Source organism: Pseudotabrizicola sp. 4114 (assembly GCF_031457365.1).
In the GTDB taxonomy this organism is placed as follows: domain Bacteria; phylum Pseudomonadota; class Alphaproteobacteria; order Rhodobacterales; family Rhodobacteraceae; genus Pseudotabrizicola.
The window spans coordinates 479,298-506,123 of sequence record NZ_JAVDWP010000003.1 but is presented as its reverse complement, the minus strand read 5'-3'; the positions used below and the strand labels follow the sequence as shown (position 1 = coordinate 506,123).

The window sequence follows — 26,826 nt, the reverse complement described above, 5'->3', positions numbered from 1 at the left end:
CGGACTCGGGCGGGGGACAGTCTGAAACCTCTCAGACCACACCCTTCGGCCCCTGTCTTACACGCAAGCACAAGGGCTTGCCAAGCCCCGCCCCCCGCTTACCTTCCCGCAGGCGACTTGCCGCAACGCGGCACAAAGCTTAGATTGCGGCCAGCGACAGCGGCTTGAAAAGGTATCCATGCGTATCCTTCCACCCCTCACCGCCCTTGCTGTGGCTGCAACGCTCTATGTTGCCGTGTTCGAACGTGACCGGCTTATGGCCACCACGGCCGCACAGCCCACCCCGCCTGATACAGACCAGCCACAAGCCACCGTCACCGCCGATGGCGCGATTTCGGTGGTCGCCGTGGTGTCTCAGGCCAGTCAGGTGCAAAATGCCGTGATCGCCCGGGGCCGGACCGAGGCCGCGCGTCAGGTCGAGGTGCGGGCCGAAACCGGCGGGCTGATCCGGTCTGAACCGCTGCGGCGCGGAGCCTTTGTGACCAAGGGCCAGACCCTGTGCGAGCTGGACCCCGGCACCCGACCGCAACAAGAGGCCGAGGCGGATGCCCGCGTGGCCGAAGCACAGGCCCGCCTGCGCGAGGCCGAGGTGAACGCCGATGCCGCCAATCGGCTGAATGAGGGGGGTTTTGCCTCCGAGACCCGCCGCATCAGCACCGAGGCGGCGCTGGAATCGGCCCGCGCCGGGGTGCAATCGGCGCGCTCGGCGCTGGATGCCATCCGCATCGACATTTCCCGTCTGACCGTCACCGCCCCGTTCGAGGGGCTGCTGGAGACCGACACCGCCGAGCTGGGCAGCCTGTTGCAACCCGGCGGCGCCTGCGCCACCGTGATCCAGCTTGACCCGATCAAGCTGGTCGGCTTTGTGCCCGAGGCCGATGTTGACCGCATCTCGGTCGGCGCGGTGGCCGGGGCGCGGCTGATCTCGGGGCGCGAGGTGCAGGGCCGCGTCACCTTTCTGTCGCGCTCTGCCGATCCCGCCACCCGCACCTTTCGGGTTGAGGTGACCGTGCCCAACACCGACCTTACGATCCGCGATGGTCAGACCGCCGAAATGCTGGTCGCCGCTGATGGCGTGATGGCGCATCTTCTGCCCGCCTCCAGCCTGACGCTGGACAATACCGGCGTGCTGGGCGTGCGGCTGGCTGTTGACGGGGTGGCCCGCTTTGCCCCCGTCACCGTGCTCCGCGATACCGTCGATGGCATGCTGGTCACCGGCCTGCCCGATGAGGCAACGGTCATCACCGTGGGTCAGGAATACGTGACCGACGGCACGCCGGTCGCCGTCACCCTGCAACAGGCCGCGCCCCCCCTGGATCGGACAACGCCATGACCGGCATCATCGACTGGGCCGCCGCCCGCGCCCGGATGGTGGTGGCCTTTATCCTGCTGTCGGTGGCGGCGGGGGTGCTGGCCTATGTCAGCCTGCCCAAAGAGGGCGAGCCCGACATCGACATCCCCGCGCTGTTCGTCTCGGTCCCCTTCCCCGGCATTTCCGCCGCCGACTCCGAAACCCTGCTGGTCAAGGTGATGGAGCAGGAGCTGTCCGGCCTCGATGGTCTGAAAACGATCTCCGGCACGGCGGCAGAAGGCTATGGCGGCGTGGCGCTGGAATTCGAATTCGGCTGGAACAAGTCGCAGACCATCGCCGATGTCCGCGACCGGATGAACACCGCCGAGGCAAAGTTTCCGGCCGGGGCTGACAAATACTCGGTCAACGAGATCAATTTCAGCGAATTTCCGATTCTGGTGATCGCGCTGTCGGGCGATGTGCCCGAACGCACGCTGCTGCGCGCCGCCAAGGATCTGCAAACCAAAATTGCCGCGCTGGAGCCGGTGCTGAAAGCCGAACTCGCCGGCCACCGCGACGAGATGCTGGAGGTGCTGATCGACCCGCTGAAGCTGGAGGCCTATAACATCACCGCCGCCGAGCTGATCACGGTTGTCACCCGCAACAATCAGCTGATCGCGGCGGGCGAGGTGGAAACCGCCAGCGGCGCGTTTGCGGTCAAGATCCCGTCCAGCTTCAACACGCCCGCGCAGGTGTACGGCCTGCCGGTCAAGGTCAACGGCGACCGCACCATCACGCTGGGCGATCTGGCCCAGATCAACCTGACCTTTGAAGACCCGACCGGCACCGCCCGGTTCAACGGCGAGTCGACCGTGGCTATCCAGGTGGTCAAACGCAAAGGCTTTAACCTGATCGACACCACCCGCCTGGTCGAGGCCACGGTCGCGGCCGAGGTCGCCGCCTGGCCCGAACCGCTGCGCCGCTCGGTCTCGGTCGCGGCATCGCTGGATCAGTCGGTCAATGTCGAAGGCATGGTGCGCCAGTTGGAAGGCGCTGTGCTGACCGCCATCGCGCTGGTGATGGTGGTGGTGCTGGCCGCCCTTGGTACCCGCTCGGCGCTGCTGGTCGGCTTTTCCATCCCGACCACCTTTCTGCTGACCTTTGCCTTCTTTGCCGTGCTGGGCATTTCCGTGTCGAACATCGTGATGTTCGGCCTGATCCTGGCGGTCGGCATGCTGGTCGATGGCGGCATCGTGGTGGTCGAATATGCCGACAAGCGCATTCAGGACGGCTCCGGCCCGATGGCCGCCTATACCGAAGCGGCCAAGCGGATGTTCTGGCCCATCGTCAGCTCGACCGCCACCACGCTCTGCGCCTTTTTGCCGATGCTGTTCTGGCCGGGGGTTGCGGGCGAATTCATGGGGATGCTGCCGGTCACGCTGATCTTTGTGCTGACCGCCTCGCTTTTGGTGGCGCTGATCTATGTGCCGGTGGTCGGCGGTGTGGCGGGGCGCGTCACCCGCCAGCTTGAAACCATCGCCACCCTGCTGCGCCCCCGCCCGCTCTGGCTGCGGCTGGTGCTGGTCGCGCTGTCGCTGGTGGTGCTGTTCACCGGCGTGGCGCTGTTGCTGGCCCCGCGCAGCACTGGCGCTGCGTCGCTGCTGCCCGGGGCGGTGCTGGCGATGCTGGGCGGCTTTGCCGCCTCGATCACGCTGGAGGCTGCAAAACCCATCCGCCGCGCCAAAATCGTCGCCGGGTACCGCCGCAGCCCCTTTGGCCGGGTGATCCGCTTTCTGACCGGAAACCCGGTCATGCCGCTGGTGTCCATCGCCGCCGTCATCGGCTTTGTGATCCTGATTTTCGGCCTTTATGCCCAGCATGGCAAAGGGGTGGAATTCTTTGTCGCCACCGAACCGGAGCAGGCCATCGTCTACGTGCAGGCGCGCGGCAACCTGTCGCTGACGGAAAAGGACGCGCTGCTGCGGCAGGCCGAGGATCTGGTCGTCGGCACGCCGGGGGTGAAATCCACCTTCTCCTTTGCCGGTTCCGGTGGCTTGAACGCCAATACCGGCGGCGCGCAGTCACCGCTCGACAGCGTCGGCCAGATCCAGCTGGAGCTGGCCCCATGGGAAGAGCGCAGCGATGACCCGGCGCTTGGCGGCGAGCGCATCATCGCCAGCCTGACCGAACGGCTGCAAGCCATTCCCGGCATCCGCATCGAGGTGCTGGCCGGGGCCTCTGGCCCGGCCTCGGGCAAGCCGCTGCACCTGCGGCTGTCGGGTGACGACTTTGCCGCGCTGGATCAGGCGGTGGAAACCATCCGCGCCCGGATGGCGGGGATGGAGGGCATCATCGGCATTGAGGACACCCGCCCCCTGCCCGGCATCGACTGGGAAATCACCGTCGATGTCGCCCGCGCCGGGCGCTTCGGCGCCGATGTCGCGACCGTGGGCGGCATGGTGCAACTGGTGACGCGCGGCGTGATGCTCGACACCATGCGGGTCGAAAGCTCGGATGAGGAAATCGAGATCCGTGTCCGCCTGCCCGAAGCCGACCGCGTGCTCTCCACCCTCGATTCGCTGAAAGTCCGCACCAATGACGGGCTGGTGCCCTTGTCCAACTTCATCACCCGCAAGCCGGTGGCCAAGCTGGGCCGCATCGACCGGGTGGATGAGCAGCGGATCTACGACATCAAGGCCGATGTCGCCCCCGGCCTGACGCGGGCAGATGGCGTGCCGATCAATGCCACCGAGCGCATCACGGCCCTGACCGAATGGCTGAATACCAACCCGCTGCCGCAGGGTGTCAGCTGGGTCTGGACCGGCGATCAGGAAGATCAGGCCGAGGCCGGGGCGTTTCTGGCGCAGGCCTTTGCCGGGGCGCTGGGGCTGATGTTCATCATCCTGCTGGCGCAGTTCAACTCGGTCTACAACGCGGTGCTGGTGCTGCTGGCGGTGGTCCTGTCGACCACCGGGGTTCTGGTCGGCATGATGGTGATGGGCCAGACATTCAGCATCATCATGACCGGCACCGGCATCGTGGCCTTGGCTGGGATCGTGGTAAACAACAACATCATCCTGATCGACACCTATCAGGAATTCAGCCGCTACATGCCAAAGCTGGAGGCGATCACCCGCACCGCCGAACAACGCCTGCGCCCGGTGCTTCTGACCACCATCACCACGATGGCGGGTCTTGCGCCGATGATGTTCGGCCTGTCGGTCGATTTTCTGGCCGGAGGCTACACGCTCAACAGCCCGTCAGCGCTGTGGTGGAAGCAGCTGGCGACTGCCGTAGTCTTTGGCCTTGGCATCGCCACCGTGCTGACGCTGGTGCTGACGCCCTCGCTTTTGGCGCTGCGGGTCTGGTTCTGGGCCGGGGCCTACCGGGGCTGGGCGCAGCTGTCGGCGCTCGCCCATGGCAAGGGCAGCGTCGAGGCGCGCGATCTGGCCCTGACCCGCGCCGCCCGCGCGGTGCAAAGCCCGCTGATCCTGTGGGAAGAGGCTCCGGCCCCCACCGCGCCCTACCCGGTGCGCAACGCCGCCGAATAGCGCCAAAGAGGAGGAAGCGGCGCTTACGCCGCCGCGTCCTCTTCTTCCGCCGATTGCCGGGCCCACATCGCCGCATAGCGCCCGCCATTGGACAGCAGCACCTCATGCGTGCCCTGCTCGACAATCTCGCCCGCCTCCAGCACGATGATCTGATCGGCATCGGCGATGGTGGACAGGCGGTGCGCGATGGTGATCACCGACCGGCCCTGCCCCATCAGCAGCAGGCTGTCCTGAATGTCGCGCTCGGTCTGGGTGTCCAGCGCCGATGTCGCCTCATCCAGAATCAGGATCGGCGGGTTTTTCAGCAGGGTGCGGGCAATCCCCACCCGCTGCTTTTCGCCGCCCGACAGTTTCAGCCCGCGCTCACCCACCGTGGTCTCATAGCCCTCGGGCAAGGAGATGATGAAATCGTGAATGCGCGCCGCTTTTGCCGCCGCTTCCACCTCGTCGCGCGAGGCCCCGGCGCGGCCATAGGCGATGTTGTAATAGACCGTATCGTTGAACAGCACGGTATCCTGCGGCACCACCCCGATCTGGCCGTGGATGCTGGTCTGCGTCACATCGCGCAGATCCTGCCCGTCAATGCGGATCGCCCCGCTGGTCACATCATAGAACCGGAACAACAGCCGCCCGATCGTCGATTTGCCCGAGCCTGACGGCCCCACCAGCGCAATGCGCTGCCCCGGGGCCACGGTAAAGCTCACGCCCTTCAGGATCGGCCGGGTCGGGTCATAGTCAAAGCGCACATTGTCAAACGTGACCTCGCCTTGCGTCACCACCAGATCCGGCGCGCCCGGCTTGTCCACCACCTCGGCAGGTTGGCCGAGCAGGCCAAACATCTCGCCCATATCGACCAGCGCCTGCCGGATCTCGCGGTAGACCGTGCCAAGGAAGTTCAGCGGCATGGTGATCTGGATCATATAGGCGTTGACCATGACGAAATCGCCGACCGTCAGATCCCCCGCCTGCACCCCGCGCGCCGCCATCACCATCACGATGACAAGGCCGGTGGTGATCAGGAACGCCTGCCCAAGGTTCAGGAACGCCAGCGAAAGCCCGGTCTTGACCGCCGCCACCTCATATTGCCGCATCGCATTGTCGTAGCGCGCGGCCTCCATCCCCTCGGCGTTGAAGTATTTCACCGTTTCATAGTTCAGCAGCGAGTCGATTGCCTTCTGGTTGGCATCGGTGTCCTGCGCATTCATCTCGCGCCGGATCGCGACCCGCCATTCGGTGACCTTGAAGGTAAAGGCGACGTAAATGGTGATCACCACCACCACCACCGCCGCATATTTCCAGCCAAAGACCACGGCGAAAATGATCGCCACCATGGTGAGTTCCAGAATCAGCGGCCCGATTGACAGCAGCATGAAGCGCAGCAGGAAATCGACACCCTTGACCCCACGCTCGATGATCCGGCTTAGGCCCCCGGTCTTGCGGGTGATGTGATAGCGCAAGCTCAGGCGGTGGATATGGGTGAATGTCTCCAGCGCCAGCTGGCGCAGGGCGCGTTGCCCCACCCGCACGAACACCGCATCGCGGGCCTCGTTGAAGGCCACCGTCAACAGCCGGGCCATCCCATAGGCAATCGTCAACCCCACCGCTGCCAGCCCCAGCAGGGTGGCCGTATCGGGTGCATCCCCCGCCAGCGCATCCACCGCCTGCTTATAGATCGCCGGGGTCGAGACCGAGATGACCTTGGCCATCACCAACAGCAAAAGCGACGCCACCACCCGCCGTTTCACCCAGCCCTGACCCGGAGGCCACAGATAGGGGATCACACGTGCCATGGTCTGAAAGCCACTGGCCGGGGCGTCTTTGGGAGCAGGGTCAAACATGAGGGGCCTCTTTTCGGCCCCAATACCTAGGGTGTGCCGTCACAAATGGCCAGAGCGGGATCAGGGCTTTTGCGGAATAGCAAAGACCTGACCCGGATAAATCAGATCCGGGTTGCGGATCTTGTCGCGGTTGGCCTCGTAGACCTGCACATACATCACGCCTGCGCCGAAATTCTCGCGCGCGATGCCCCACAGGGTAAAGCCGGGCTGCACTGTCACCGTCACCGGTGGGGGTGGCGCCAGCGGGACGGCCGCGGCATCTGCCGCAACCGCCGCAGGGGCAGATGCCGGGTCCGGCGCGGCGGGTGCGGGGTCGGTTGCGGCACTCGGGGCCGTCGGCGCTGCCGCAACCTGCGGCGCGTCGGCAGTTGGGGGCGCATCGGTGCCTGCGCGGGGGGCATCCGCCGCCGCGGTTGCAGACGCTCCGGTACCCGGGGCGGCAGCCTCGGGCGCAGGATCAGCCACAGCATCAGTGGCGGCGGGTTGCGACAGTGCCGCCAAAGCCTCCAGCGTTTCGCGCTTGAACGGGGTCTCGAACCGGGCCGTCACCTTGCCCGCGCCTTCAATCTGATCGACGCGCATCGTGTAAATCCCCGGTGCGGTGTCGCCCAGCGTCAGCTGCCACAGGCCCGTTGCCGCAATCCCGGCATCGGCCACCTGCGCATTGTCCAGATAGATCCGCACCGCCTGCCCGGCCTGCCCCCGGCCCGACAACTGCACCGCCCCGGTCGGCGAATAGGAAATCGCCTCCAGCAGCACCGCGGTCACCTCGCCTGCATCGGCGCTTGCCCCTGCATTTGCCGTCACCGGCGCCTGCACCACAGTTGCACCCTCGTCTGTCACCAGCAACGCCACCGGCGGCGCGGGCGCTGCATCTGGCACAGACACGGGATCGGAAGCAGGCTCTGGTGCAGGTGCAGGCGTCGGGCCAGACTCTGCCAGAGCAAGGTTTTCAGCACCTGTACCCGGCTCTGCGTCTGGCACCGGCTCTGCTTCGCCCACGGTCTCCGGCACGGTCGCTTCTGATACAGCAGCGTCTGGACCAGTCGCTTCCGGAGCATCTGGCGCAGCCTCCGCGACAGCCTCGGAACTCGCGTCCGGCGCAACCTCTGCCACCACAACCGGCCCGGCGATCGGCCCCAGCGCGACAGATTGCGCCGATGCCAGCCTGCGACCATCCGGCAGCACGGCTTCCAATGTCATCAGGCTGGGCTGCGGGTTGGGGGCAAGGGTGAACAATGCCGCAAAACTGCCATCGCCCCCCGCCTGCACCTCTGCCACCGCAACCCCGTCTACCAATACCGAGATCACCGTCATAGGCTCTGCCCGGCCCGCCACCACGGCAGCGCCATCCGCCTCGACCCGGTAGCTGTCAAAACCGGGCAAGACCGGCTCCGGGGCTACAGCATCCGGGCCAACGGCAACGGCAGCCTGCTCAGCACTCTCCCCGCCCTCGGCCAAAACCTCTTGCCCCGCCTTATCCCCTGCGCGAGCCGCACTCTCCGGCTCCGGCTCCGGTGCTGCCTCATCGTCTGACACAAGCTCTGACTCAGCCGGAACCTCCGGCAGCACAGCCACTGGCGCGGGTGCAACGGCGGGTGATTCGGCGACGGGCCCATCCGGTGCGCGTGCAGGCCACAGCAGCCCGACCACCACCGCCACCACAGCCGCACCTCCGGCCAACAGCGCCGCGCGGGCGCCTGTGCCTGATCCCGTCCCGTCCGCCATAATACGTCCCCGTCAATTCCCCTGCAGACCACAGCCCCACCAGCCACAGCCCGGCGCGCAAAGCCCTTACCGGCCCCTGCTTTCCTTTGCATAGGAACCCCGATAACACTGGGCTTGCAATGAAAATTCCTTGAAGAGGCCCGCATGACCCCGCTTCGCTCTGTCTGTGTCTTTTGTGGATCACGTCCGGGCGTTTCGCCTGCCTATGCCGACGCCGCCCGCACCCTGGGCCACGCAATCGCCGGACATGGCTGGCGTCTGGTCTACGGGGCCGGCGATGTCGGGCTGATGGGCGAGGTGGCGCGCGCGGCCCTGGCCGCAGGTGCGCCCACCATGGGGGTGATCCCCACCCATCTGATGGGAAAGGAAAAGGGCAAGCGCGATCTGGGCCAGCTGGTCATCACCGAAGACATGCACGAGCGCAAAAAGGTGATGTTCATGAACTCTGACGCCATCGTGGTGCTGCCCGGCGGCGCGGGCAGTCTGGACGAGTTTTTCGAGGTGCTGACCTGGCGCCAGATCGGCCTGCACACCAAACCGATTTTCCTATTGGATACCAATGGTTACTGGCAACCCCTCATCCAACTGATGGACCATGTGATCGAGCAGGGCTTTGCCGAACCGCATCTGCGCCACAGCTTTGCCGCGCTGCCCGATGTGCCGGGCCTTCTGGCCCGGCTTGAAGACGTTTTTTCCTGAACAATTCCAACCTCTTGCAGAGAAAACCTCAGGCGGCGCGGGTCATCGCGTCATTCATCACGCTGACGATTTTTTCCAGCGGATGACCGGTCAACGTCTTGGGCAGCATCATCACCACCCGCCCGCGCAGGTTGTCATCCAGCCGGGTGCGGATCGCCTCGAGCAGGTGCGGTGGTGCGGCAATGGCCAGCCGTGAGGTGCGCGACTGACGCACCGCAAAGGCCAGCCGCGTCATCAGCATGGCCACCATCGCCGTTTCGGCCAGACGCGCCCGGTCGCTCGCCTCGGCCGGGCGCGCGCCGTCGTCCTGCTCAGACGTGCTGTCGCATTTGGGCGTCTCGATCCGGTCAATCAACCGCAGGTCGGGCGCGGGCACGGTTCCGGCATTCTCCAGAATCACTGCGCCGTCCCCGTCCACCACCACAATCCAGCAACCCCGTGTGATCATTGTCATTTCATCCTCCCGCCGTTTCTTGTTGATCCCCTTTTCAGATGGGAACTCAATGATGCACTGTTGGTGTGACATAGTGACCAAAACAAAAATACCCGCGCAAAACCTTGCGCGGGCATCGACCAGATGTAAGACTGGTTTTAAATCAAGGTGTTAACCGTCACAGACGGGCGGCAACCGCTTCCCAGTTCACCAACTTGTCAAGGAAGTTGGTCAGGTAGGCCGGACGCTTGTTGCGGAAGTCGATGTAATAGGAATGCTCCCACACATCGCAGCCCAGGAGCGCGGTCTGGCCAAAGCACAGCGGGTTGACGCCGTTTTCGGTCTTGGTGACCTTGAGCGCGCCATCCGCATCCTTGACCAGCCAGGCCCAGCCCGACCCGAACTGACCAGCGCCAGCGGCGGAAAACTCTTCCTTGAACTTATCGACCGAGCCGAACGACTCGGTCAGCGCCTTTTCCAGCGCGCCCGGCATTGCGGTCTGGCCCGGCCCCATGATTTCCCAGAACAGGGCATGGTTCCAGTGCTGGCTGGCATTGTTGAAAATGCCGTTCTGCGCCACAGCGGTCTTGTTGTAGGTGCCGACGACGATCTCTTCGACCGACTTGTTCTCCCACTCGGTGCCGGCAATCAGCTTGTTGCCGTTGTCGACATAGGCCTTGTGGTGAATGTCGTGGTGATACTCCAGCGTCTCTTTCGACATGCCAAGAGCGGCCAGCGCATCATGGGCATAGGGCAGATCGGGAAGCGTGAAAGCCATGGGTCTCATCCTTTTGTCGCGTGTCGTTGGCGTAAATAGCCGCCTTTCCGGGTCAAAGGTCAAGACCTGCGCCCGGAAAAGGTGATCCTTTAGCTCAACTTTCAGCCCCGGTCATCGGTTCCATGGTGATCACTTCGGCCCCGTCCCGCACCACGGTGTAAAAGCACGAGCGGCGGTTGGTGTGGCAGGCAGGCCCGTGCTGGTGCACCCGCACCAGCAGGCAATCGCGGTCACAATCGACGCGCAATTCCACCAGATGCTGCACATGGCCCGAGGTGTCACCCTTGACCCAGAACGCCGCCCGCGACCGCGACCAATAGGTCACGCGCCCGGTGGCAAGCGTCTGCGCCACCGCATCGGCATTCATCCACGCCATCATCAGCACATCGCCGTTTTCGTGGTCCTGTGCGATACAGGGGATCAGCCCATTGGCATCATATTTCAGGCTTGCAGGGTCAAAAGCCATCTCACTCTCCTTGGCGGGCGCGGGGGGAAGGTCTATCTAAGGATCGACAAAAGGAAAAGCGCCATGAGCGACAGTGACCTGATCAACCTGTATTCCGGCCGGATTCTTGAACTGGCAACCGAGATTCCGCATCAGGGCCGCCTGCCCGCGCCACAAGCAACAGTGCGCAAACGCTCGCCGCTGTGCGGGTCAACCGTGACGGTCGATCTGGTGATGGCGGGCGGGCGTGTCACCGAATTTGCTCAGGATGTAAAAGCCTGCGCCTTGGGTCAGGCCGCCGCCAGTCTGCTGGGGCAGGTGGTGATCGGGCGCAGCGCTGTCGAACTGGCGCAAGGCCGCGACGGGCTGCGCGCCATGCTCAAGGACGCGGGCCCGGTGCCGCCTGCCCCGTTTGACGGCTTTGTCGTGCTGACCCCGGCGCGCGACTACAAGAACCGCCACGCCTCGATCCTGCTGGCCATTGACGCCGCAGCCGAGGCCGCCGCGCTGGCAGAGGCCCCGGCCCAAAACTGACCACCACCAAAAAAAACCGCCGCACGTCGGGACGACGGCGGCGGCAAGTGGCGTGTCTGTTCGCGCTAAAGGCATCACTTGGGGACAGATGCAGCGCGTCGGGCAGACCGCAGGCAGAACTCAGAGCGAGGTAAACGACAGGCAGACGTAAAGCGTGGCAAACAGGGCGAAGACGCCGAACAGATCCTCAATCAACGTGGCACTGGACCGGGTGACGATATCCTTGACTTGGGCAACCATGGCATTCTCCTGCTTGCTTGTTGCCATATTGTTCTCATATTGCCGTTAACCTGTAAAGAACTTTTTGAGAACAAATGAGAACAAAAGGGGGATTTTAGTCCTAACCCACTGAAATCAGCCGGATCGCCCGGTCCTGATCCAGCAGCCACAGCAGCACCCGTGCCGCCTGCCCCCGCGGGCTGGCAAGGGCCGGGTCCATCGTCAGCAGCGCCCTCGCATCCGACTGCGCCACTGCCATCAGCGCCGCCTGCCGCTCCAGATCCGCGACCCGGAACCGGGGCAGCCCGGATTGCGCGGTGCCGATCAGATCACCCGCGCCGCGCATCGCCAGATCTTCCTCGGCGATGCGAAAGCCGTCTTCGGTGTCGCGGATCGTGGTCAGCCGCCGCTCCCCCGCCTCGGACAACGGGGCCTGATAGAGCAGCAGGCACGTCGACTCCGCAGCACCCCGCCCGACCCGGCCACGCAGCTGGTGCAACTGCGCCAGACCAAAGATCTCGGCCCGCTCGATCACCATGATCGACGCATTGGGCACATTGACGCCGACCTCGATCACCGTGGTCGCCACCAGCACCCGCGTCTCGCCGCGCTGAAACCGTGCCATCGCGGCGTCCTTCTCGGCGGGCGGCAACTGGCCATGGACCAGCCCCACCACATCGCCTAAAGCGGCGCGCAGATGGGCAAAGCGCGCCTCGGCACTCGCATAATCCAGCACCTCGGAATCCTCGACCAAGGGGCAGACCCAATAGCACTGCCGCCCCTCACCCACCGCGCGGGCCAGATGGGCCACCACCTCATCCATCCGCGCCGCCGCGATCATCGCGGTCTTGATCGGTTTGCGCCCGGCGGGTTTTTCGTCAAGCACCGACACATCCATATCGCCATAACTCGCCAGCGCGAGGCTGCGCGGGATCGGCGTTGCCGTCATCACCAGCACATCGACGGCGCGGCCCTTGGCCCCCAGCTCCATCCGCTGCGCCACGCCAAAGCGGTGCTGCTCGTCCACCACCGCCAGCCGCAGATCGTGAAACGCCACATCCTTTTGAAACACCGCATGGGTGCCGACCAGCATCGCGATCCGCCCCTCGGCCAGATCGCGCAGCTTGGCCGCCCGATCCGCGCCCTTGTCACGGCCGGTCAGCAGCTCCAGCCGCACCCCGGCGGCGGTGGCCAAAGGCGCCAGCCCCTCATAATGCTGCCGCGCCAGAATTTCGGTCGGGGCCATCATCACGCCCTGCCCGCCCGCTTCGGCCGCGATCAGCAGCGCCAGAAACGCGACCAGCGTTTTACCCGACCCGACATCGCCCTGCAACAGCCGGTTCATCCGCAACGGCACCGCCATATCCGCCGCGATCTCGGCCACAGCGCGGGTCTGCGCACCGGTGGGCGCATAGGGCAGCCCGGCCAGAACCTGTGCCTGCAACATGCCCGTGCCCAGCGTCATCACGCCCTTTGACTTGCGCAACGACGCCCGCGCCAGCGACAGCGTCATCTGATGCGCAAACAGCTCGTCATAGGCCAGCCGCGCGCGGGCCGGATCGGTCGGGGCCAGTGCCGCTGCACCGCCGGGCCGGTGGACCGCCGTCACCGCCGCGTGCCAATCCGGCCAGCCCTCGCGCGCCTTGAGGCTGGGGTCGATCCATTCCGGCAGATCGGGCGCGCGCGCCACCGCGCCCTCTGCCGCCTTGGCCACCACGCGCTGGGTGACACCGGCGGTCAGCGGATAGACCGGCTCATAGGCGGGCAATTCCGCCGCCTCTTCCACCCGCAAGACATGATCGGGATGCACCATCTGTGCGGTGCCATCAAACAGCTCGATCCGGCCCGAGACGATGCGGCGCTGCCCCGTCGGCAGCAGCTTTTGCAGATAGTCGCCGCGCGCATGGAAAAACACCAGCGCCCATTCCAGCAGGCTGTCGCGCACCATCACCCGGTAAGGCTTGCCCTTGGTCCGCGGCGGAAAATGCGCGCCGACCTCCACCTCCACCGTCAGCACGCAGGGCGGCACCACATCGCGCACCGAATCCCGGCGCGCCCGGTCCACCCCGGAATGTGGCAGCAAAAACAGCAGATCCTTTGGCCGGGTCACGCCCAAAGCCTCCAGCGCGCGGGCGGTCTTTGGCCCGACGCCGTCGAGCGTTTCCAGATCCGCGAACAGCGGAAACAGGATCTCTGGCCGGCTCATGCGCCCTCGATCAGGGCAAGCCAACCATCTTCATCCAGCACCGTAACCCCATGTTTCGCCGCCTCTTTCAGCTTTGACCCCGCGCCGGGCCCGGCCACCAGAATATCGGTCTTGGCGCTGACCGACCCCGCCACCTTTGCGCCCAGAGATTCCGCCCGCGCCTTGGCCTCGGCGCGTGTCATCTTCTCCAGTGTGCCGGTGAACACCACGGTCTTGCCCGCCACCGGGCTGTCGCTCGCGGCTTTCCACACCACCGGCTGCACCTGCAACTGGTCCACCAGCGCATCAATCGCGGCGCGCTCGGCGTCATTCTGAAACGCTGCCGTCAGGCTTTCCGCCAGCGTCTGGCCCACGCCGTCAATTGACAGCAATTCATCCCACGCGCCCGTGCCCGGCACCGCATGGGTGACCGCAGCCTCAAACGCCTCCCACGTGCTGTAGTGCCGCGACAGGATCTGCGCCGCCACCTCGCCGACATGCCGGATGCCAAGCGCAAAGATCAGCCGGTCCAGCGGAATGCGCCGTTTGTCCTCAATCGCGGCAAACAGTTTCCGTGCCGAAGTCTCGCCAAAGCCCTCACGATTTTTCAACCGTTTCAAACCGTTGGCAGCGTCTCTTACAGCAAGGGTAAAGATATCTGCCGGGGCTTTCACCGGCAGACCCTCATCGCGGAAAAACATCTCGACCTGCTTGGCGCCCAGACCTTCGATGTCAAAGGCATGGCGGCTGACGAAATGCTTCAAGCGCTCCACCGCCTGCGCCGGGCAGATCAGCCCACCGGAACAGCGGCGCACCGCGTCGCCTTCCTCGCGCAGCGCGGGGCTGCCACATTCTGGGCATTCATGGGGGAAAACATAGGGTTGCGCGTCGATGCTGCGGCGGTTCAGATCCACATCGGCCAGCTTCGGGATCACATCCCCGGCGCGGTACACCTGCACCCAATCGCCGATCCGGAAATCCTTGCCGCCCCGGATCTCATTGCCCTTGGCATCGCGCCCGGCGATGTAATCCTCATTGTGCAGCGTCGCATTGCTGACCACCACACCGCCCACCGTGACCGGCCGCAGCCGCGCCACGGGTGACAACGCGCCAGTGCGGCCGACCTGAATGTCGATGCCCAAGAGCTCTGTCCAGGCCAGCTCCGCCGGAAACTTGTGCGCAATCGCCCAACGCGGCGTGGCCGAACGGAACCCGAGCCGCGCCTGCAGCCCCAGATCGTTGACCTTGTAGACCACCCCGTCGATGTCATAGCCCAGCGTCGCCCGCTGCGTCTCGATCTCGCGGTAGTGTGCCAGCATTTCCTCCGGCCCGTCGCACAGCCGGGTCAGCGGGTTGGTCTGAAACCCGAGCGCGGCCAGCCGGGCAATCGCCTCAAACTGCGTCGCCGCCAATGGTTCCGACACAGCCCCCCAGCTATAGGCAAAGAACCGCAACGGCCGCGCCGCCGTGATCGTCGCATCCAGCTGCCGCAGCGAGCCTGCGGCGGCGTTGCGCGGATTGGCAAAGGTCTTGCCCCCCGATGCCGCTTGCCGCACGTTCAGGGCCGCGAAATCGGCGTGAGACATATAGACCTCGCCCCGCACCTCCAACACCTCCGGCGCACCGGTCAGGCGCTGCGGGATATCGGCAATGGTGCGGGCATTTTCGGTGACATTCTCGCCCACCTCGCCATCGCCCCGCGTCGCCGCCTGCACCAGAACCCCCGCCTCATAGCGCAAAGACAGCGACAGACCGTCGATCTTGGGTTCGGCGGTAAAGGCCAGCGCCCCGGCGTGGTTCAGATATTTGCGCACCCGGTCAGCAAAATCGGTCACATCCGCATCGTCAAACGCATTCTCAAGGCTCAGCATCCGCACCTGATGCGCCACCTTGCCAAAGCCATCCCCTACCGCCGCCCCGACCAGATCGCTGGGGCTATCCGCACGTTTCAGGCCCGGAAACCGCGCCTCGATCGCCGCATTGCGCTGTTTGAGCGCATCATACTCCGCATCCGAAATCTCGGGTGCGTCCAGCGTATGATAGGCCCGGTTCGCCCTGTCCAAAGCCTCTGCCAGCCGCGCCAGTTCGGCGCGCGCCTGGGTTTCGGTCAACTGATCCACTGCTGTCCCGGCCATCATCCCCTCCGCTTGCCCCCATGGTTTAGGGGGGCGACCGGACAAGGGCAAGTGTCAGGCGCTGGCGGCCAGCTTGCGCGGTTCCCCCACCGGGTCGCGCAAGACATAGCCCCGGCCCCAGACAGTCTCGATGTAGTTCTGTCCCCCCGTCGCCTCGGCCAGTTTTTTGCGCAGCTTGCAGATGAACACGTCGATGATTTTCAGCTCCGGCTCATCCATGCCGCCATAGAGATGATTGAGAAACATCTCTTTGGTCAATGTGGTGCCCTTGCGCAGGCTCAAAAGCTCCAGCATCTGGTATTCCTTGCCGGTCAGATGCACCGTCTTGTTGTCCACCTCGACGGTTTTGGCATCCAGATTGACATTCACCTTGCCGGTTACAATCACCGATTGGCTGTGCCCCTTTGACCGCCGGATGATCGCATGAATGCGTGCCACCAGTTCCTCACGGTGGAACGGTTTGGTCAGGTAATCATCAGCGCCAAAGCCAAAGCCCTTGAGCTTCGAGTCAGTGTCATCAGAACCTGACAGAATCAGGATCGGCGTCTCGATCCGCGCCATCCGCAGTTGGCGCAACACCTCATGCCCCGACATGTCCGGCAGGTTCAGGTCCAGAAGAATCAGATCGTAATCATACAATTTTGCCAGATCGACCCCGTCTTCGCCCATATCGGTGCAATAAACGTTCAGATTGGCATGTGTCAGCATCAACTCGATACTGCGCGAGGTGGTGGGGTCATCCTCGACAAGTAAAATCCGCATCTTCAAAACTCCGCAACAGACAGGTTCATTAACGACAGTGGGGGGGAATGGTTAACTGACGGTTACTCTGCCTGAGCGTGACGCAAAAACAACTTAAAGCTGTCTATACTTCTGTATAGTCGTCACCTTCAGAGCCGTCTCGCCATGCTGCTCAACCGCCTGCCGCCACAGCGCAAATTCCTCTTCCGAGAGGGCATACCGCTCCAGCGCCTCTGCCTCGGTCAACAGGCCATGAATCACCGCCCGCACCACCACAGCCTTGCGGCTGGCCACCCAGCGGCGGGTGTCGGGCTTTGGCAAATCCGCCCGCGTCAAAATACTGCCGTCGGGCAGAGTCACCTGGCGCGGGCCATCCACACGTTTAAGATACATCGCCATGTCTTTCCGTTGATCCACCCGGCATAGGGCCAGACTGACTGATCAGACTTAAGCGAAGGTGAAGGTTGCGCTGCGGCAGGGGTTGAGAGTATGGCGCATTTTCCTATATTGCGTTGAATTCCTGAAAGGTAAAACCATGCTGGATCACCCGCTCAATTCGCTGGGGCTGCCAAAGCCCCCGTCCGCCACGCGTGTCGTGGTGGCGATGTCGGGTGGTGTCGACTCCTCGGTCGTGGCCGCAATGCTCAAGGAAGAAGGCTATGACGTGGTCGGCGTCACGCTGCAGTTGTACGACCATGGTGCTGCGCTGGCGAAAAAGGGCGCCTGCTGTGCGGGACGTGACATCCACGACGCGCGGCGCGTGGCCGAAACCATGGGCTTTCCGCATTACGTGCTGGATTACGAGAACACCTTCCGCGAGGCGGTGATGGAGGAGTTCGCCGATGCCTATCTGGCGGGTGCCACCCCGGTGCCCTGCATCCGCTGCAACGAGCGGGTGAAGTTCAAGGATCTGCTGGCCACCGCCCGCGATCTGGATGCCGATTGCATGGCGACCGGGCATTATATCCAGCGCAAACTGGGCGATGCCGGGCCAGAGCTGCATTCCGCCGCCGACGCCAACCGCGACCAGAGCTATTTCCTGTTCTCGACCACGGCAGAGCAGCTGGATTACTTGCGCTTTCCTTTGGGCCATCTGCACTCCAAGGCGGAAACCCGCGCTCTGGCGGCGAAATATGGCCTGCCGGTTGCAGACAAGCCCGACAGCCAGGACATCTGCTTTGTGCCCAACGGCAATTACGCGGCGGTGATCGAAAAGCTGCGACCGGGGGCTGCGGACCCCGGCGATATTGTTGATCTGCAAGGCACTATTCTGGGCCAGCATCGCGGCGTGATCCATTACACCATCGGCCAGCGCAAAGGCCTTGGCATCGGGGGCCTTGGCGATCCGCTCTATGTGGTGCGCCTTGACCCCGAGACGCGCCGGGTGATCGTCGGGCCACGGGAATCGCTTGCCACCCGCACCATCCCGGTGCGCGAGGTGAACTGGCTGGGCGATGCGCCGTTTGACTCTGCGGCCGAAATGCAGGTGCTGGTCAAGGTCCGCTCCACCCGGCCGCCGCGCGCGGCGGTGATCCGGCCCTTGTCCGCGACCGAGGCCGAGGTGGAACTGCTCGACCCGGAGGATGGCGTCAGCGCGGGCCAGGCTTGCGTGTTCTACGCACCCGAAGGCAGCCGGGTGCTGGGCGGCGGCTGGGTCTGGCGCGGGCGCTGAGCGCGCGCCGCCGAATTTTCGCAGAAAATTCGTGTCTATTCAGCCGCTTCCGCCGCAGCCTCTGCCGCCTCGATCTCCGCGGCCTTCGCCTCGACCAACTCCACAATGTGGTCGATCATCGCGTCATTGCCCAGCTTGTGGCTCTGCTTGCCTGCAAGGTAAACCATCCCCGACCCGGCGCCGCCGCCGGTAAAGCCGATATCGGTCATCAACGCCTCACCGGGGCCATTGACCACGCAGCCGATGATCGACAGCGACAGGCTGGTGGTCACATGCGCCAGCCGGTCCTCCAGCGCGGTGACGGTCTTGATCACGTCAAAGCCTTGCCGGGCGCAGGACGGGCAGGAGATGATCGTGACGCCACGGTGCCGCAGCCCCAGCGATTTCAGGATCTCGAAGCCGACCTTGACCTCTTCCACCGGGTCCGCCGACAGCGACACCCGGATCGTATCGCCGATCCCCATCCACAAGAGGTTGCCCAGACCAATCGCCGATTTCACTGTGCCCGAGACCAGCCCCCCCGCCTCGGTGATCCCCAGATGGATCGGCGCATCGGTGACCTCGGCCAGCTGCTGATAGGCCGCCGCCGCCATGAACACATCCGACGCTTTCACCGAGATCTTGAATTCGTGAAAATCGTTGTCCTGCAACAGCTTGATATGGTCCATCCCCGATTCGACCATCGCATCCGGGCAAGGCTCGCCGTATTTGTCCAGCAGGTGCTTTTCCAGAGATCCGGCATTGACGCCAATCCGGATCGAACAGCCGTGATCCTTGGCCGCCTTGACCACCTCGGCCACGCGCTTTGCATCGCCGATATTGCCGGGGTTGATCCGCAGACAGGCCGCCCCCGCCTCTGCCGCTTCAATCGCGCGTTTGTAGTGGAAATGGATATCCGCCACGATCGGCACCGGGCTTTCGGCGCAGATCGCGCGCAGCGCCGCCGTGCTTTCCGGATCGGGGGTCGAGACCCGCACGATATCGGCCCCGGCAATCGCCGCGCGCTGGATCTGGTCCAGCGTGGCCGCAACATCGGTGGTCAGTGTGTTGGTCATGGTCTGCACCGAGATCGGCGCATCGCCTCCCACCAGAACCTTGCCCACGCGGATCTGGCGCGAGGTCCGGCGATAGATATTGCGCCACGGGCGAACGGTATTCAGGCTCATCTTGGCACGGGTCCTCTGATGGTTTGCCCCTTGATAAGACGACAAAGCCGCCCCGGCAATGCCAAGGGCGGCTTTGTCACTCAGGATTGACAGAGTCAGGGGCCGGTTTGATGCCGAAGCACCCGTTACTGCGACGGCGCGGTCAAAACCTGCGAGGCATCGGCCACACTGACAATCGCCGCCAGATCGGCGTCGCGGTTCAGATCGGCGAGCGCGAATTTCTCTGTCAACGCTTCGGGCGACAGGGCGACATTCTTGACGACCTGCGCGCCGGGGGCTGCCGGGCCATAGGTCTGGCCGTTCACCGCAAAATAGACCGAGCCGGAGTTGCCGGCGCGCAGCACCGGCGGCTCTTCCAGCTTGGGCACCGACCAGCGTTCGCCGGCATCAAGGATCTTTTCAAACAGCACCGTGCCATCCGCCGACGACACCCGCACCCAGGATGGGCGCACCGCCAGAAGCTCCACGCCCGGCTGCGCCTGTGCCATCACCTGCACGGCCTGATCTTCCGATGCCAAAGCCTCGGCCACCGCCGCGTCAACCGCACCCGGCGTTGCACTGGCAACGGCAAGGCGTGGGTTGATCCCGGCAATCGGCCCATCGCGTGAGGTCAGCACCGGTACATCCAGCGCTTGCGGCCGGTACAGACGATCCATCCCGTCGGCCTGTTCGCGCACCGGATCGGCACTCGCCAGTTCGGTGCCGGTTGCAGGCGCCGACCGCACCAAAGGCGCAGAGCCGCTGACATTGCCCAGCGGGTCAATCTCGGCCACCACCGACGGGGCCTGATCCACCGGCGACAGCTGCACGCGCTGCACCTCTTGCAGAACCGACCAGCCGCCATAGCCAATCGCCCCGATCAGCGCGACCAGCACCAACAGCGAGCCAACCGCCCCCGGCTCCACCCGCGCAAACAGGCTTTCGCCACGCGGAATGAAGCTGGCGTTCGGATTGGCCAGCGGGTCGCTGAACACTTGGGTGCTACGCGAGCGCGCGGCGGTCATCATTGAAGACGAGGCCGCAGCGCTCATCCCGTGGGCCACTTCAAAATTCGCTTCCTTGGAGAACCGGGCAAAGGCCATATCCGGGTCCATCCCCAGATAGCGTGCATAAGACCGGACATAGCCCGCGACAAAGCCCTGAGTCTCAAAGGCAGAGACATCGGCATTTTCAATCGCGGCGATATAGGCGGCCTTGATCTTCAGCTCACGCTGCACATCCAGCAGCGATTTGCCCATGGTGGCGCGCTCGCCCCGCATCAGGTCGCCCAAGCGCAGGTCAAAGTCGTCAAAGCCCTTTGGCCCGTCCGTCTCCGGCATAGAAGGTTTCGCCCTCCGCCCGATCATGCGCGTTGCCCCATGAAGTTACCCCGTCCCCATAGTCGTTTCATCACGACTCATTTTGTTCGTATTAGGGATTCGTTACCACAGCACAAGGCCTTTTGCACCTGCGAGAAGCCGTTCAGGCTGACAGCTCGGCGCGATTCAGCGCACAATGTCCCCAGAGCTGATCCATCGCCCTGACAAGGGCATCAATCTGCCCGAAATCATGCACCGGCGATGGCGTCAGGCGCAGCCGTTCGGTGCCGCGCGGCACGGTCGGATAGTTGATCGGCTGCACATACACGCCGAACTGATCCAGCAGCATGTCAGACAGCATCTTGCAATGGGTGGGGTTGCCGACATGCACAGGCACAATATGCGACCCGCAATCAATGATCGGCAGGCCCAGCCCCTTGAGCCGCATCTTGAGCGTGCTGGCATAGGCCTGCTGCAGATCGCGCAGTTTCTGGCCCTCAGCGGTCTTTAAAAACGCCACACTGGCCGCCGCCCCGGCGGCCACGGCGGGCGGCAGGGAGGTGGTGAAAATGAACCCCGGCGCATAGGAACGCACCGCATCCACCATCTTTGCACTTGCAGCAATATAGCCGCCAAACACCCCGAAAGCCTTGGCCAAAGTGGCGTTGATGATGTCCACCCGGTGCATCTGGTGATCGCGTTCGGCCACCCCTGCGCCGCGCGGCCCGTACATGCCCACGGCATGCACTTCGTCCAGATAGGTCAGCGCGCCATACTCTTCTGCCAGATCGCAGATTTCGGCAATCGGGCCGAAATCGCCGTCCATCGAATAGATCGATTCGAAGGCGATCAGCTTGGGTGCGTCCGGGTCATCCGCCGCCAGCAACTCGCGCAGATGCGCCACATCATTATGCCGGAATATCCGCTTCAGCCCGCCGCCACGCCGCACCCCTTCGATCATGCTCGCATGGTTCAAAGCGTCGGAATAGATGATCAGCCCGGGGAAAATCTGGCGCAGCGTCGACAGCGTCGCATCATTGGCGATATAGGCACTGGTGAACACCAGCGCCGCCTCTTTGCGATGCAGATCGGCCAGCTCCGCCTCCAGCCGGTTGTGATAGACCGTGGTGCCCGAGATGTTGCGGGTGCCGCCTGATCCGGCCCCCGTCGCTTCCAGCGCCTCGTGCATCGCTTTCAGCACCACCGGATGCTGCCCCATGCCAAGGTAATCATTGCCGCACCAGACGGTGATATCTTTCTTGCTGCCATCGGGACGGGTCCAGACCGCATGCGGAAACTGGCCGTTCTGCCGCTCGATGTCGATAAAGGTGCGGTAGCGGCCTTCATCGTGCAAGCGTTGCAGGGCAGTGTCGAGGGCGGCATCATAACGCATCGGGTCTTCTCCGTAACACCCCCGCGCGTCAGACTGCGGGAGAGAATTGCATGCAGGTCTTGCCCTTATATCAGGCAAGACTGGGGCGGGCTGCCTTGACATGCATCAAAAACACAGGATTTGGAAACAGGTCAATTTGACGCCCCTTCCCGCTCCGCCTGCATGCACCGGCACCTCATGCCTGCGGTTATTGCGAGGGTGCGACTTCCAGCACCACAACACAAGGCGTTTGCGCCTTGCGCGCGCCGTCACAGGCCGCCAGAGCTGCCGTCCGCGCCGCCTCTGCATCGGGCAGATCGCCCAGAGCTACGGCAGAGGGCACTGCGGATCCGTCCCGCACAAAGCCTTCGTCCGGCGACACGGCCAGCGCGGCATGCCCGGTCCGGCTGGTCACGAACAGCGACAGCGCCTGATCATTCGAGGCCACCAGCCGCAGCGTCGACACCTCTTCCGGCGTCAGGAACGGGTGCAGATGCAGGCTGACCGCCGATCCGCCATTCACCCCGGTCTCGACCGGCACCGTCTGCGCCTGTGCGGCCCCGGCCAGGGCGGCGATCGCCGCTGCCAGAACGCCCGCTGTCTTCATGGCTGTCTTGCCCATAAGTCCTCCTTTGGCCTTCCGGCATCGTCAATCTTTGCCGGGATTTAACCCAACCCCGCCCCTCTGGACAGTGCCTTGCATCCTGTTACGGTCGGTCATCCGTTCACTTTCTGTAGAGAAGCGAAAGAAATCATGTCTCTGGACACAGTCCTCGCCCGTATCGACACCGATCTGGACCAGTCGCTCGACCGGCTGCTCGATCTGCTCCGCATCCCGTCAATCTCCACCGATCCGGCGTACAAGGCCGACTGTGCCCGTGCCGCCGACTGGCTGGTGGAAGAGCTCAGGTCGCTGGGTTTTGACGCCTCCAGCCGCCCGACGCCGGGGCATCCGATGGTGGTGGCGCATGGCGGCGAGGGGGACAAACACCTGCTGTTCTACGGCCATTACGATGTGCAGCCGGTTGATCCGCTGGAGTTGTGGGACCGCGACCCGTTCGACCCCGAGGTGCAGGACACCGCCAAAGGCCGGGTGATCCGCGCCCGTGGGTCCGCCGATGACAAGGGTCAGCTGATGACCTTTATCGAGGCCTGCCGCGCCTGGAAGGCCGTGCATGGCACCCTGCCCGGCAAGCTCACGATTTTTCTCGAAGGCGAGGAAGAATCCGGCTCGCCCAGCCTGATCCCCTTCATGCAGGAAAACGCGGCCGAGCTGACCGCCGACATCGCGCTGATCTGCGACACCGGCATGTTTGAAGATGACACCCCCGCCATTGTCACCATGCTGCGGGGCCTTTTGGGCGAGGAAATCACGATCCACGGCCCCGACAAAGACCTGCATTCGGGCATGTATGGCGGCGCTGCGATCAACCCGATCCGGGTGCTGACCCGCATCCTGGGCGGATTGCACGACGATCAGGGCCGGGTCACGGTGCCGCAGTTCTACGACGGCGTACAGGAGCTGCCCGACGCGATCCGCGCCCAATGGCAGGCGCTGTCGTTTGATCACGGCAAATTCCTGGGCGATGTCGGCCTCTCAGCCCCGGCAGGCGAGCAGGACCGCACCCCGCTGGAAATGCTGTGGTCGCGCCCGACCGCCGAGATCAACGGCATCTGGGGCGGCTACACCGGACAGGGCTTCAAGACCGTGCTGCCGGCACAGGCCCATGCCAAGGTCTCGTTCCGTCTGGTCGCAGGCCAGGACCCCGACGCGCTGCGCCGCCACTTCCGCGCCTGGGTGCAAGAGCAATTGCCCGCCGATTGCACCGTGACCTTCCACGACCACGGCAACAGCCCGGCGGGCGTGATGTCGGTCACTGCCCCGGCCTTCGACGCCGCGCGTCAGGCCCTGACCGACGAATGGGGCAAACCCGCCGCCTTTGTCGGCTGCGGCGGCTCGATCCCGATCGCGGGCTATTTCAAGACCTATCTGGGCATGGACGCGATGCTGATCGGCTTTGGCCGCGACGATGACCAGATCCACAGCCCGAACGAGAAATATGATCTGGAGTCGTTCCACAAGGGCATCCGCTCCTGGGCGCGGGTGCTGGACCGGCTGGCGTAGTTTTGGCGGAACGGCCGGGGGGCTGTCTGCCCCCCCAGCCAATTGGTTTCTCGGACCAATGGCGAAACCAATTGGCTACCCCGAGGATATTTTTGCCAAGATAAAGGGGCGAAGGCAGTGAGTGTACTTATCCGGGGCGCGGCGGCGGAAGACGAGGCGGCCTGGCGCGGGCTGTGGCAGGCGTATCTGACGTTTTACGAGGTCGACCTTGCGCCCGACATCACGGCGGCGACCTGGGCGCGGATCCTTGATCCTGCGCACCGGATGCAGTGCCGCATGGCGTTTGACGGGGAAACCGCGCTTGGCTTTGCCATTCACCACCCGCATTGCTCGACCTGGGTGGTGGCTGATGATGTCTATCTGGAAGACCTGTTTGTGTCAGCCGAGGCGCGCGGGCGCGGTGTGGGCCGGGCGCTGATCGAGGATCTGATCGCCTTGGGCAAGCAGGCCGGCTGGCACCGGCTTTACTGGCACACCAACCGTGACAACGCGCAAGCGCGCCAGCTTTACGACAGCTATTGTCAGGAAGACGGCCATATCCGCTATCGTCTGGCGTTATAGATCGCCATAGCGCCCGGAGCGGACAAAGCCGCTGTCTTCGCGAAAGCGCAGATCATCGCCGTCGCTGTCAACCTCGGCACAGATCGGGCGTTTTCCGGACCAGCTTTCGCAATAGCGGTCCCCATCCACGCGCCACTCGCCCCAGCCCCCGGCGCGGATGGTGCGGCCATCGTCAAGGAAGTATTGCGCAACCCCTTCGGGAAACACCAGCACGCGTGAGGTCAGCGCATCGGCGATCTGCCCTCCCGACAGGGTTTGCCACCCGCCCGGCGGCGCCCCCGACTCGGCCAGCGCCAGACCCGGCCAGACCATCAACAGCATCACGAATAGCCGCATCCAAGCCCCTTTGCCTTGCGTCACGCACGCGCGCAGTCTAAGGGGGCCGCGCGCCCCCTTTCCAATGATAGGTTCGTGATGATCCCGCGTTATTCCCGCCCCGAGATGGTGGCCCTCTGGTCGCCCGCCACGAAATTCCGCATCTGGTTCGAGATCGAGGCCCATGCCTGCGACGCCATGGCAGAGCTTGGCGTGATCCCGAAAGCCAATGCCGAAGCGGTCTGGAAGGCCCGCGATGTCGAATTCGATGTCGCCCGGATTGACGAGATCGAGGCGGTCACCAAACATGATGTCATCGCCTTTCTGACCCATCTGGCCGAACATATCGGCGCGGATGACGCGCGTTTTGTGCATCAGGGCATGACCAGTTCCGACGTGCTCGACACCACGCTGAACGTACAGCTGGTGCGCGCCGCCGATCTGCTGCTGGCGGGTGTCGACCGGGTGCTGGCCGCGCTGAAAACCCGCGCGCTGGAGCACAAGGATACCGTCCGCATCGGTCGCAGCCATGGCATCCATGCCGAACCCACCACCATGGGCCTGACCTTTGCGCGGTTTTATGCCGAAATCGCGCGCGGCCGCGCCCGACTGGTCAATGCCCGGGCCGAAGTCGCCACCGGCGCGATTTCGGGTGCTGTCGGCACCTTTGCCAACATCGACCCGCGCGTCGAAGAGCATGTCTGCGCCCAGTTGGGCCTGACGCCCGAGCCGATTTCCACGCAAGTCATCCCGCGCGACCGGCATGCGATGTTCTTTGCCACGCTGGGGGTGATCGCCTCCAGCATCGAGAATATCGCCACCGAATTCCGCCACATGCAGCGGACCGAAGTGCTGGAAGCGGAAGAGTTTTTCTCGCCCGGTCAAAAGGGGAGCTCGGCGATGCCGCACAAGCGCAACCCGGTCCTGACCGAGAACCTGACCGGGCTGGCGCGTCTGGTCCGCATGGCCGTGGTCCCCGCGATGGAAAACGTGGCGCTGTGGCATGAGCGCGACATCAGCCATTCGAGCGTGGAACGTGCGATCGGGCCGGATGCCACGATCACGCTGGACTTCGCCCTGCACCGTTTGGCAAATGTGGTCGAGAAACTGGTGGTTTATCCGGAAAACATGATGCGGAACATGAACAAGTTCCGCGGTCTGGTGATGAGCCAGCGGGTGCTGCTGGCGCTGACCCAAGCGGGCGTGTCGCGTGAAGACAGCTATCGTCTGGTGCAGAGAAACGCCATGAAGGTCTGGGAACAAGGCGCTGATTTCAAAACAGAATTGCTGAAAGACGCCGAGGTTCTGGCGGCCCTGACGCCTGCGCAGATCGAGGAAAAGTTCGACCTTGGCTATCACACCAAGCATGTCGACACGATCTTTGCCCGGGTTTTCGGCGCATAACGAAAGCGTGACCGGCGGGGGCCTGCCCCTCGCCGGAAACCGGCTTGCTGCGGCAAAATCCGTGCTACCTTTGGGGTTCACTCAACACCCATGGGAAGGACGACCGATGAAGACCAGGATCACCACCGCCGTCATTGCACTCATGCTGCTGCCGTCAATGTCGATGGCCTATTGCTCCGGCCACAAAGAGATCACCGCCTCCTCCTGCGCGGATGGCATGAGCTGGGATCAGGCCAAGGGCGAATGCACCCTGACCCCCACGACCTGAAACCCGCCGTCCGGATGTAATCCGTCCTTAACCCCGGCGTGACACCCTGCCTGTGCAGACTGTCCAGA

Annotated in this window: 23 protein-coding genes; 9 read left to right on the top strand and 14 right to left on the bottom strand. The window is 64.2% G+C overall.

Annotated features, from left to right (window positions below; genetic code table 11):
- The first annotated feature begins 178 nt into the window (after positions 1-178).
- Both J2X53_RS09910 and J2X53_RS09905 read left to right on the top strand, forming a co-directional pair.
- On the top strand, positions 179-1,333 hold the full coding sequence (locus J2X53_RS09910) for an efflux RND transporter periplasmic adaptor subunit (RefSeq protein WP_349037314.1): 1,155 nt from the start codon (positions 179-181) through the stop codon (positions 1,331-1,333).
- Positions 1,330-4,842: an efflux RND transporter permease subunit gene (locus J2X53_RS09905; protein WP_349037313.1), complete on the top strand. Its 3,513-nt coding sequence runs from the start codon at positions 1,330-1,332 to the stop codon at positions 4,840-4,842. The genes J2X53_RS09910 and J2X53_RS09905 overlap by 4 nt, the downstream gene beginning before the upstream one ends.
- Positions 4,843-4,865: 23 nt before the next feature.
- Here the strand turns inward: J2X53_RS09905 and J2X53_RS09900 are convergent, their stop codons facing one another.
- On the bottom strand, positions 4,866-6,680 hold the full coding sequence (locus J2X53_RS09900) for an ABC transporter ATP-binding protein/permease (protein ID WP_349037312.1): 1,815 nt from the start codon (positions 6,678-6,680) through the stop codon (positions 4,866-4,868).
- Between the two features lie 60 nt (positions 6,681-6,740).
- Positions 6,741-8,408 (bottom strand): LysM peptidoglycan-binding domain-containing protein, encoded by a 1,668-nt coding sequence (locus J2X53_RS09895; RefSeq protein WP_349037311.1) that lies wholly within the window; start codon positions 8,406-8,408, stop codon positions 6,741-6,743.
- 144 nt (positions 8,409-8,552) lie between these two features.
- On the opposite strand from J2X53_RS09895, the gene J2X53_RS09890 reads away from it, so the two are divergent.
- Positions 8,553-9,107, top strand: a complete 555-nt coding sequence (locus tag J2X53_RS09890; protein WP_349037310.1) for a TIGR00730 family Rossman fold protein — start codon at positions 8,553-8,555, stop codon at positions 9,105-9,107.
- Positions 9,108-9,135: 28 nt separating this feature from the next.
- On the opposite strand, the gene J2X53_RS09885 is transcribed toward J2X53_RS09890, so the two are convergent.
- The 3 genes from J2X53_RS09885 to hisI form a co-directional block, all read right to left on the bottom strand.
- Positions 9,136-9,561: a host attachment protein gene (locus J2X53_RS09885; RefSeq protein WP_349037309.1), complete on the bottom strand. Its 426-nt coding sequence runs from the start codon at positions 9,559-9,561 to the stop codon at positions 9,136-9,138.
- A 157-nt stretch (positions 9,562-9,718) separates the two neighbouring features.
- Positions 9,719-10,318 (bottom strand): superoxide dismutase, encoded by a 600-nt coding sequence (locus tag J2X53_RS09880; RefSeq protein ID WP_349037308.1) that lies wholly within the window; start codon positions 10,316-10,318, stop codon positions 9,719-9,721.
- A 94-nt stretch (positions 10,319-10,412) separates the two neighbouring features.
- Entirely contained in the window at positions 10,413-10,784 is a 372-nt protein-coding gene (gene hisI, locus J2X53_RS09875; RefSeq protein ID WP_349037307.1) for a phosphoribosyl-AMP cyclohydrolase, read from the bottom strand.
- Positions 10,785-10,847: 63 nt separating this feature from the next.
- Here hisI and J2X53_RS09870 point away from each other — a divergent pair, with 63 nt between their 5' ends.
- Positions 10,848-11,297, top strand: coding sequence for an iron-sulfur cluster assembly scaffold protein (locus tag J2X53_RS09870; RefSeq protein ID WP_349037306.1), 450 nt, complete (start codon positions 10,848-10,850; stop codon positions 11,295-11,297).
- Positions 11,298-11,637: 340 nt separating this feature from the next.
- Here the strand turns inward: J2X53_RS09870 and recG are convergent, their stop codons facing one another.
- The 4 genes from recG to J2X53_RS09850 form a co-directional block, all read right to left on the bottom strand.
- Entirely contained in the window at positions 11,638-13,722 is a 2,085-nt protein-coding gene (gene recG, locus J2X53_RS09865; RefSeq protein WP_349037305.1) for an ATP-dependent DNA helicase RecG, read from the bottom strand.
- Complete coding sequence (ligA, locus tag J2X53_RS09860; protein ID WP_349037304.1) at positions 13,719-15,839, bottom strand: NAD-dependent DNA ligase LigA; 2,121 nt, start codon at positions 15,837-15,839, stop codon at positions 13,719-13,721. The genes recG and ligA overlap by 4 nt, the downstream gene beginning before the upstream one ends.
- Before the next feature lie 51 nt (positions 15,840-15,890).
- The gene (ctrA, locus tag J2X53_RS09855; RefSeq protein WP_349037303.1) at positions 15,891-16,598 is read right to left on the bottom strand and encodes a response regulator transcription factor CtrA; all 708 of its coding nucleotides are present in this window, start codon (positions 16,596-16,598) and stop codon (positions 15,891-15,893) included.
- 93 nt (positions 16,599-16,691) lie between these two features.
- Positions 16,692-16,970 (bottom strand): DUF1153 domain-containing protein, encoded by a 279-nt coding sequence (locus tag J2X53_RS09850; RefSeq protein WP_349037383.1) that lies wholly within the window; start codon positions 16,968-16,970, stop codon positions 16,692-16,694.
- 142 nt (positions 16,971-17,112) lie between these two features.
- Here J2X53_RS09850 and mnmA point away from each other — a divergent pair, with 142 nt between their 5' ends.
- Positions 17,113-18,249 (top strand): tRNA 2-thiouridine(34) synthase MnmA, encoded by a 1,137-nt coding sequence (gene mnmA, locus J2X53_RS09845; protein ID WP_349037302.1) that lies wholly within the window; start codon positions 17,113-17,115, stop codon positions 18,247-18,249.
- Positions 18,250-18,284: 35 nt separating this feature from the next.
- Here the strand turns inward: mnmA and ispG are convergent, their stop codons facing one another.
- From ispG to J2X53_RS09825, 4 genes are all read right to left on the bottom strand, one after another.
- Complete coding sequence (gene ispG / locus J2X53_RS09840; protein ID WP_349037301.1) at positions 18,285-19,415, bottom strand: flavodoxin-dependent (E)-4-hydroxy-3-methylbut-2-enyl-diphosphate synthase; 1,131 nt, start codon at positions 19,413-19,415, stop codon at positions 18,285-18,287.
- 125 nt (positions 19,416-19,540) lie between these two features.
- Positions 19,541-20,761 carry a RodZ domain-containing protein gene (locus J2X53_RS09835; RefSeq protein WP_349037300.1) on the bottom strand — a complete coding sequence of 407 codons (1,221 nt, stop codon included), beginning with the start codon at positions 20,759-20,761 and terminating at the stop codon, positions 19,541-19,543.
- A 115-nt stretch (positions 20,762-20,876) separates the two neighbouring features.
- Positions 20,877-22,106 (bottom strand): 5-aminolevulinate synthase, encoded by a 1,230-nt coding sequence (gene hemA, locus J2X53_RS09830; RefSeq protein WP_349037299.1) that lies wholly within the window; start codon positions 22,104-22,106, stop codon positions 20,877-20,879.
- A 187-nt stretch (positions 22,107-22,293) separates the two neighbouring features.
- The gene (locus J2X53_RS09825) at positions 22,294-22,707 is read right to left on the bottom strand and encodes a hypothetical protein (protein ID WP_349037298.1); all 414 of its coding nucleotides are present in this window, start codon (positions 22,705-22,707) and stop codon (positions 22,294-22,296) included.
- Positions 22,708-22,839: 132 nt separating this feature from the next.
- Between J2X53_RS09825 and J2X53_RS09820 the strand changes: the two genes are divergently transcribed.
- Positions 22,840-24,210 carry a M20/M25/M40 family metallo-hydrolase gene (locus J2X53_RS09820; protein WP_349037297.1) on the top strand — a complete coding sequence of 457 codons (1,371 nt, stop codon included), beginning with the start codon at positions 22,840-22,842 and terminating at the stop codon, positions 24,208-24,210.
- 117 nt (positions 24,211-24,327) lie between these two features.
- Positions 24,328-24,771: a GNAT family N-acetyltransferase gene (locus J2X53_RS09815; protein WP_349037296.1), complete on the top strand. Its 444-nt coding sequence runs from the start codon at positions 24,328-24,330 to the stop codon at positions 24,769-24,771.
- Here J2X53_RS09815 and J2X53_RS09810 read toward each other — a convergent pair.
- Positions 24,766-25,107 (bottom strand): hypothetical protein, encoded by a 342-nt coding sequence (locus J2X53_RS09810; RefSeq protein ID WP_349037295.1) that lies wholly within the window; start codon positions 25,105-25,107, stop codon positions 24,766-24,768. The two genes, J2X53_RS09815 and J2X53_RS09810, sit on opposite strands and share 6 nt — an antisense overlap.
- A gap of 78 nt (positions 25,108-25,185) precedes the next feature.
- Here J2X53_RS09810 and purB point away from each other — a divergent pair, with 78 nt between their 5' ends.
- Positions 25,186-26,490: an adenylosuccinate lyase gene (gene purB, locus J2X53_RS09805; RefSeq protein ID WP_349037294.1), complete on the top strand. Its 1,305-nt coding sequence runs from the start codon at positions 25,186-25,188 to the stop codon at positions 26,488-26,490.
- A 106-nt stretch (positions 26,491-26,596) separates the two neighbouring features.
- The gene (locus J2X53_RS09800) at positions 26,597-26,758 is read left to right on the top strand and encodes a hypothetical protein (RefSeq protein WP_349037293.1); all 162 of its coding nucleotides are present in this window, start codon (positions 26,597-26,599) and stop codon (positions 26,756-26,758) included.
- Positions 26,759-26,826 lie beyond the last annotated feature (68 nt).

What these genes read in the sequence shown, in the direction of transcription:
- ctrA (WP_349037303.1), bottom strand. Translation starts at nt 16,598, where the DNA reads ATGCGGATTTTACTTGTCGAGGATGACCCCACCACCTCGCGCAGTATC.
- J2X53_RS09910 (WP_349037314.1), top strand. Translation starts at nt 179, where the DNA reads ATGCGTATCCTTCCACCCCTCACCGCCCTTGCTGTGGCTGCAACGCTC.
- J2X53_RS09800 (WP_349037293.1), top strand. Translation starts at nt 26,597, where the DNA reads ATGAAGACCAGGATCACCACCGCCGTCATTGCACTCATGCTGCTGCCG.
- J2X53_RS09900 (WP_349037312.1), bottom strand. Translation starts at nt 6,680, where the DNA reads ATGTTTGACCCTGCTCCCAAAGACGCCCCGGCCAGTGGCTTTCAGACC.
- purB (WP_349037294.1), top strand. Translation starts at nt 25,186, where the DNA reads ATGATCCCGCGTTATTCCCGCCCCGAGATGGTGGCCCTCTGGTCGCCC.
- J2X53_RS09820 (WP_349037297.1), top strand. Translation starts at nt 22,840, where the DNA reads ATGTCTCTGGACACAGTCCTCGCCCGTATCGACACCGATCTGGACCAG.
- hemA (WP_349037299.1), bottom strand. Translation starts at nt 22,106, where the DNA reads ATGCGTTATGATGCCGCCCTCGACACTGCCCTGCAACGCTTGCACGAT.
- mnmA (WP_349037302.1), top strand. Translation starts at nt 17,113, where the DNA reads ATGCTGGATCACCCGCTCAATTCGCTGGGGCTGCCAAAGCCCCCGTCC.
- J2X53_RS09895 (WP_349037311.1), bottom strand. Translation starts at nt 8,408, where the DNA reads ATGGCGGACGGGACGGGATCAGGCACAGGCGCCCGCGCGGCGCTGTTG.
- hisI (WP_349037307.1), bottom strand. Translation starts at nt 10,784, where the DNA reads ATGGCTTTTGACCCTGCAAGCCTGAAATATGATGCCAATGGGCTGATC.
- recG (WP_349037305.1), bottom strand. Translation starts at nt 13,722, where the DNA reads ATGAGCCGGCCAGAGATCCTGTTTCCGCTGTTCGCGGATCTGGAAACG.
- ispG (WP_349037301.1), bottom strand. Translation starts at nt 19,415, where the DNA reads ATGAGCCTGAATACCGTTCGCCCGTGGCGCAATATCTATCGCCGGACC.
- J2X53_RS09835 (WP_349037300.1), bottom strand. Translation starts at nt 20,761, where the DNA reads ATGATCGGGCGGAGGGCGAAACCTTCTATGCCGGAGACGGACGGGCCA.
- J2X53_RS09850 (WP_349037383.1), bottom strand. Translation starts at nt 16,970, where the DNA reads ATGTATCTTAAACGTGTGGATGGCCCGCGCCAGGTGACTCTGCCCGAC.
- J2X53_RS09810 (WP_349037295.1), bottom strand. Translation starts at nt 25,107, where the DNA reads ATGCGGCTATTCGTGATGCTGTTGATGGTCTGGCCGGGTCTGGCGCTG.
- J2X53_RS09885 (WP_349037309.1), bottom strand. Translation starts at nt 9,561, where the DNA reads ATGACAATGATCACACGGGGTTGCTGGATTGTGGTGGTGGACGGGGAC.
- J2X53_RS09870 (WP_349037306.1), top strand. Translation starts at nt 10,848, where the DNA reads ATGAGCGACAGTGACCTGATCAACCTGTATTCCGGCCGGATTCTTGAA.
- J2X53_RS09905 (WP_349037313.1), top strand. Translation starts at nt 1,330, where the DNA reads ATGACCGGCATCATCGACTGGGCCGCCGCCCGCGCCCGGATGGTGGTG.
- J2X53_RS09890 (WP_349037310.1), top strand. Translation starts at nt 8,553, where the DNA reads ATGACCCCGCTTCGCTCTGTCTGTGTCTTTTGTGGATCACGTCCGGGC.
- J2X53_RS09880 (WP_349037308.1), bottom strand. Translation starts at nt 10,318, where the DNA reads ATGGCTTTCACGCTTCCCGATCTGCCCTATGCCCATGATGCGCTGGCC.
- J2X53_RS09825 (WP_349037298.1), bottom strand. Translation starts at nt 22,707, where the DNA reads ATGGGCAAGACAGCCATGAAGACAGCGGGCGTTCTGGCAGCGGCGATC.
- ligA (WP_349037304.1), bottom strand. Translation starts at nt 15,839, where the DNA reads ATGATGGCCGGGACAGCAGTGGATCAGTTGACCGAAACCCAGGCGCGC.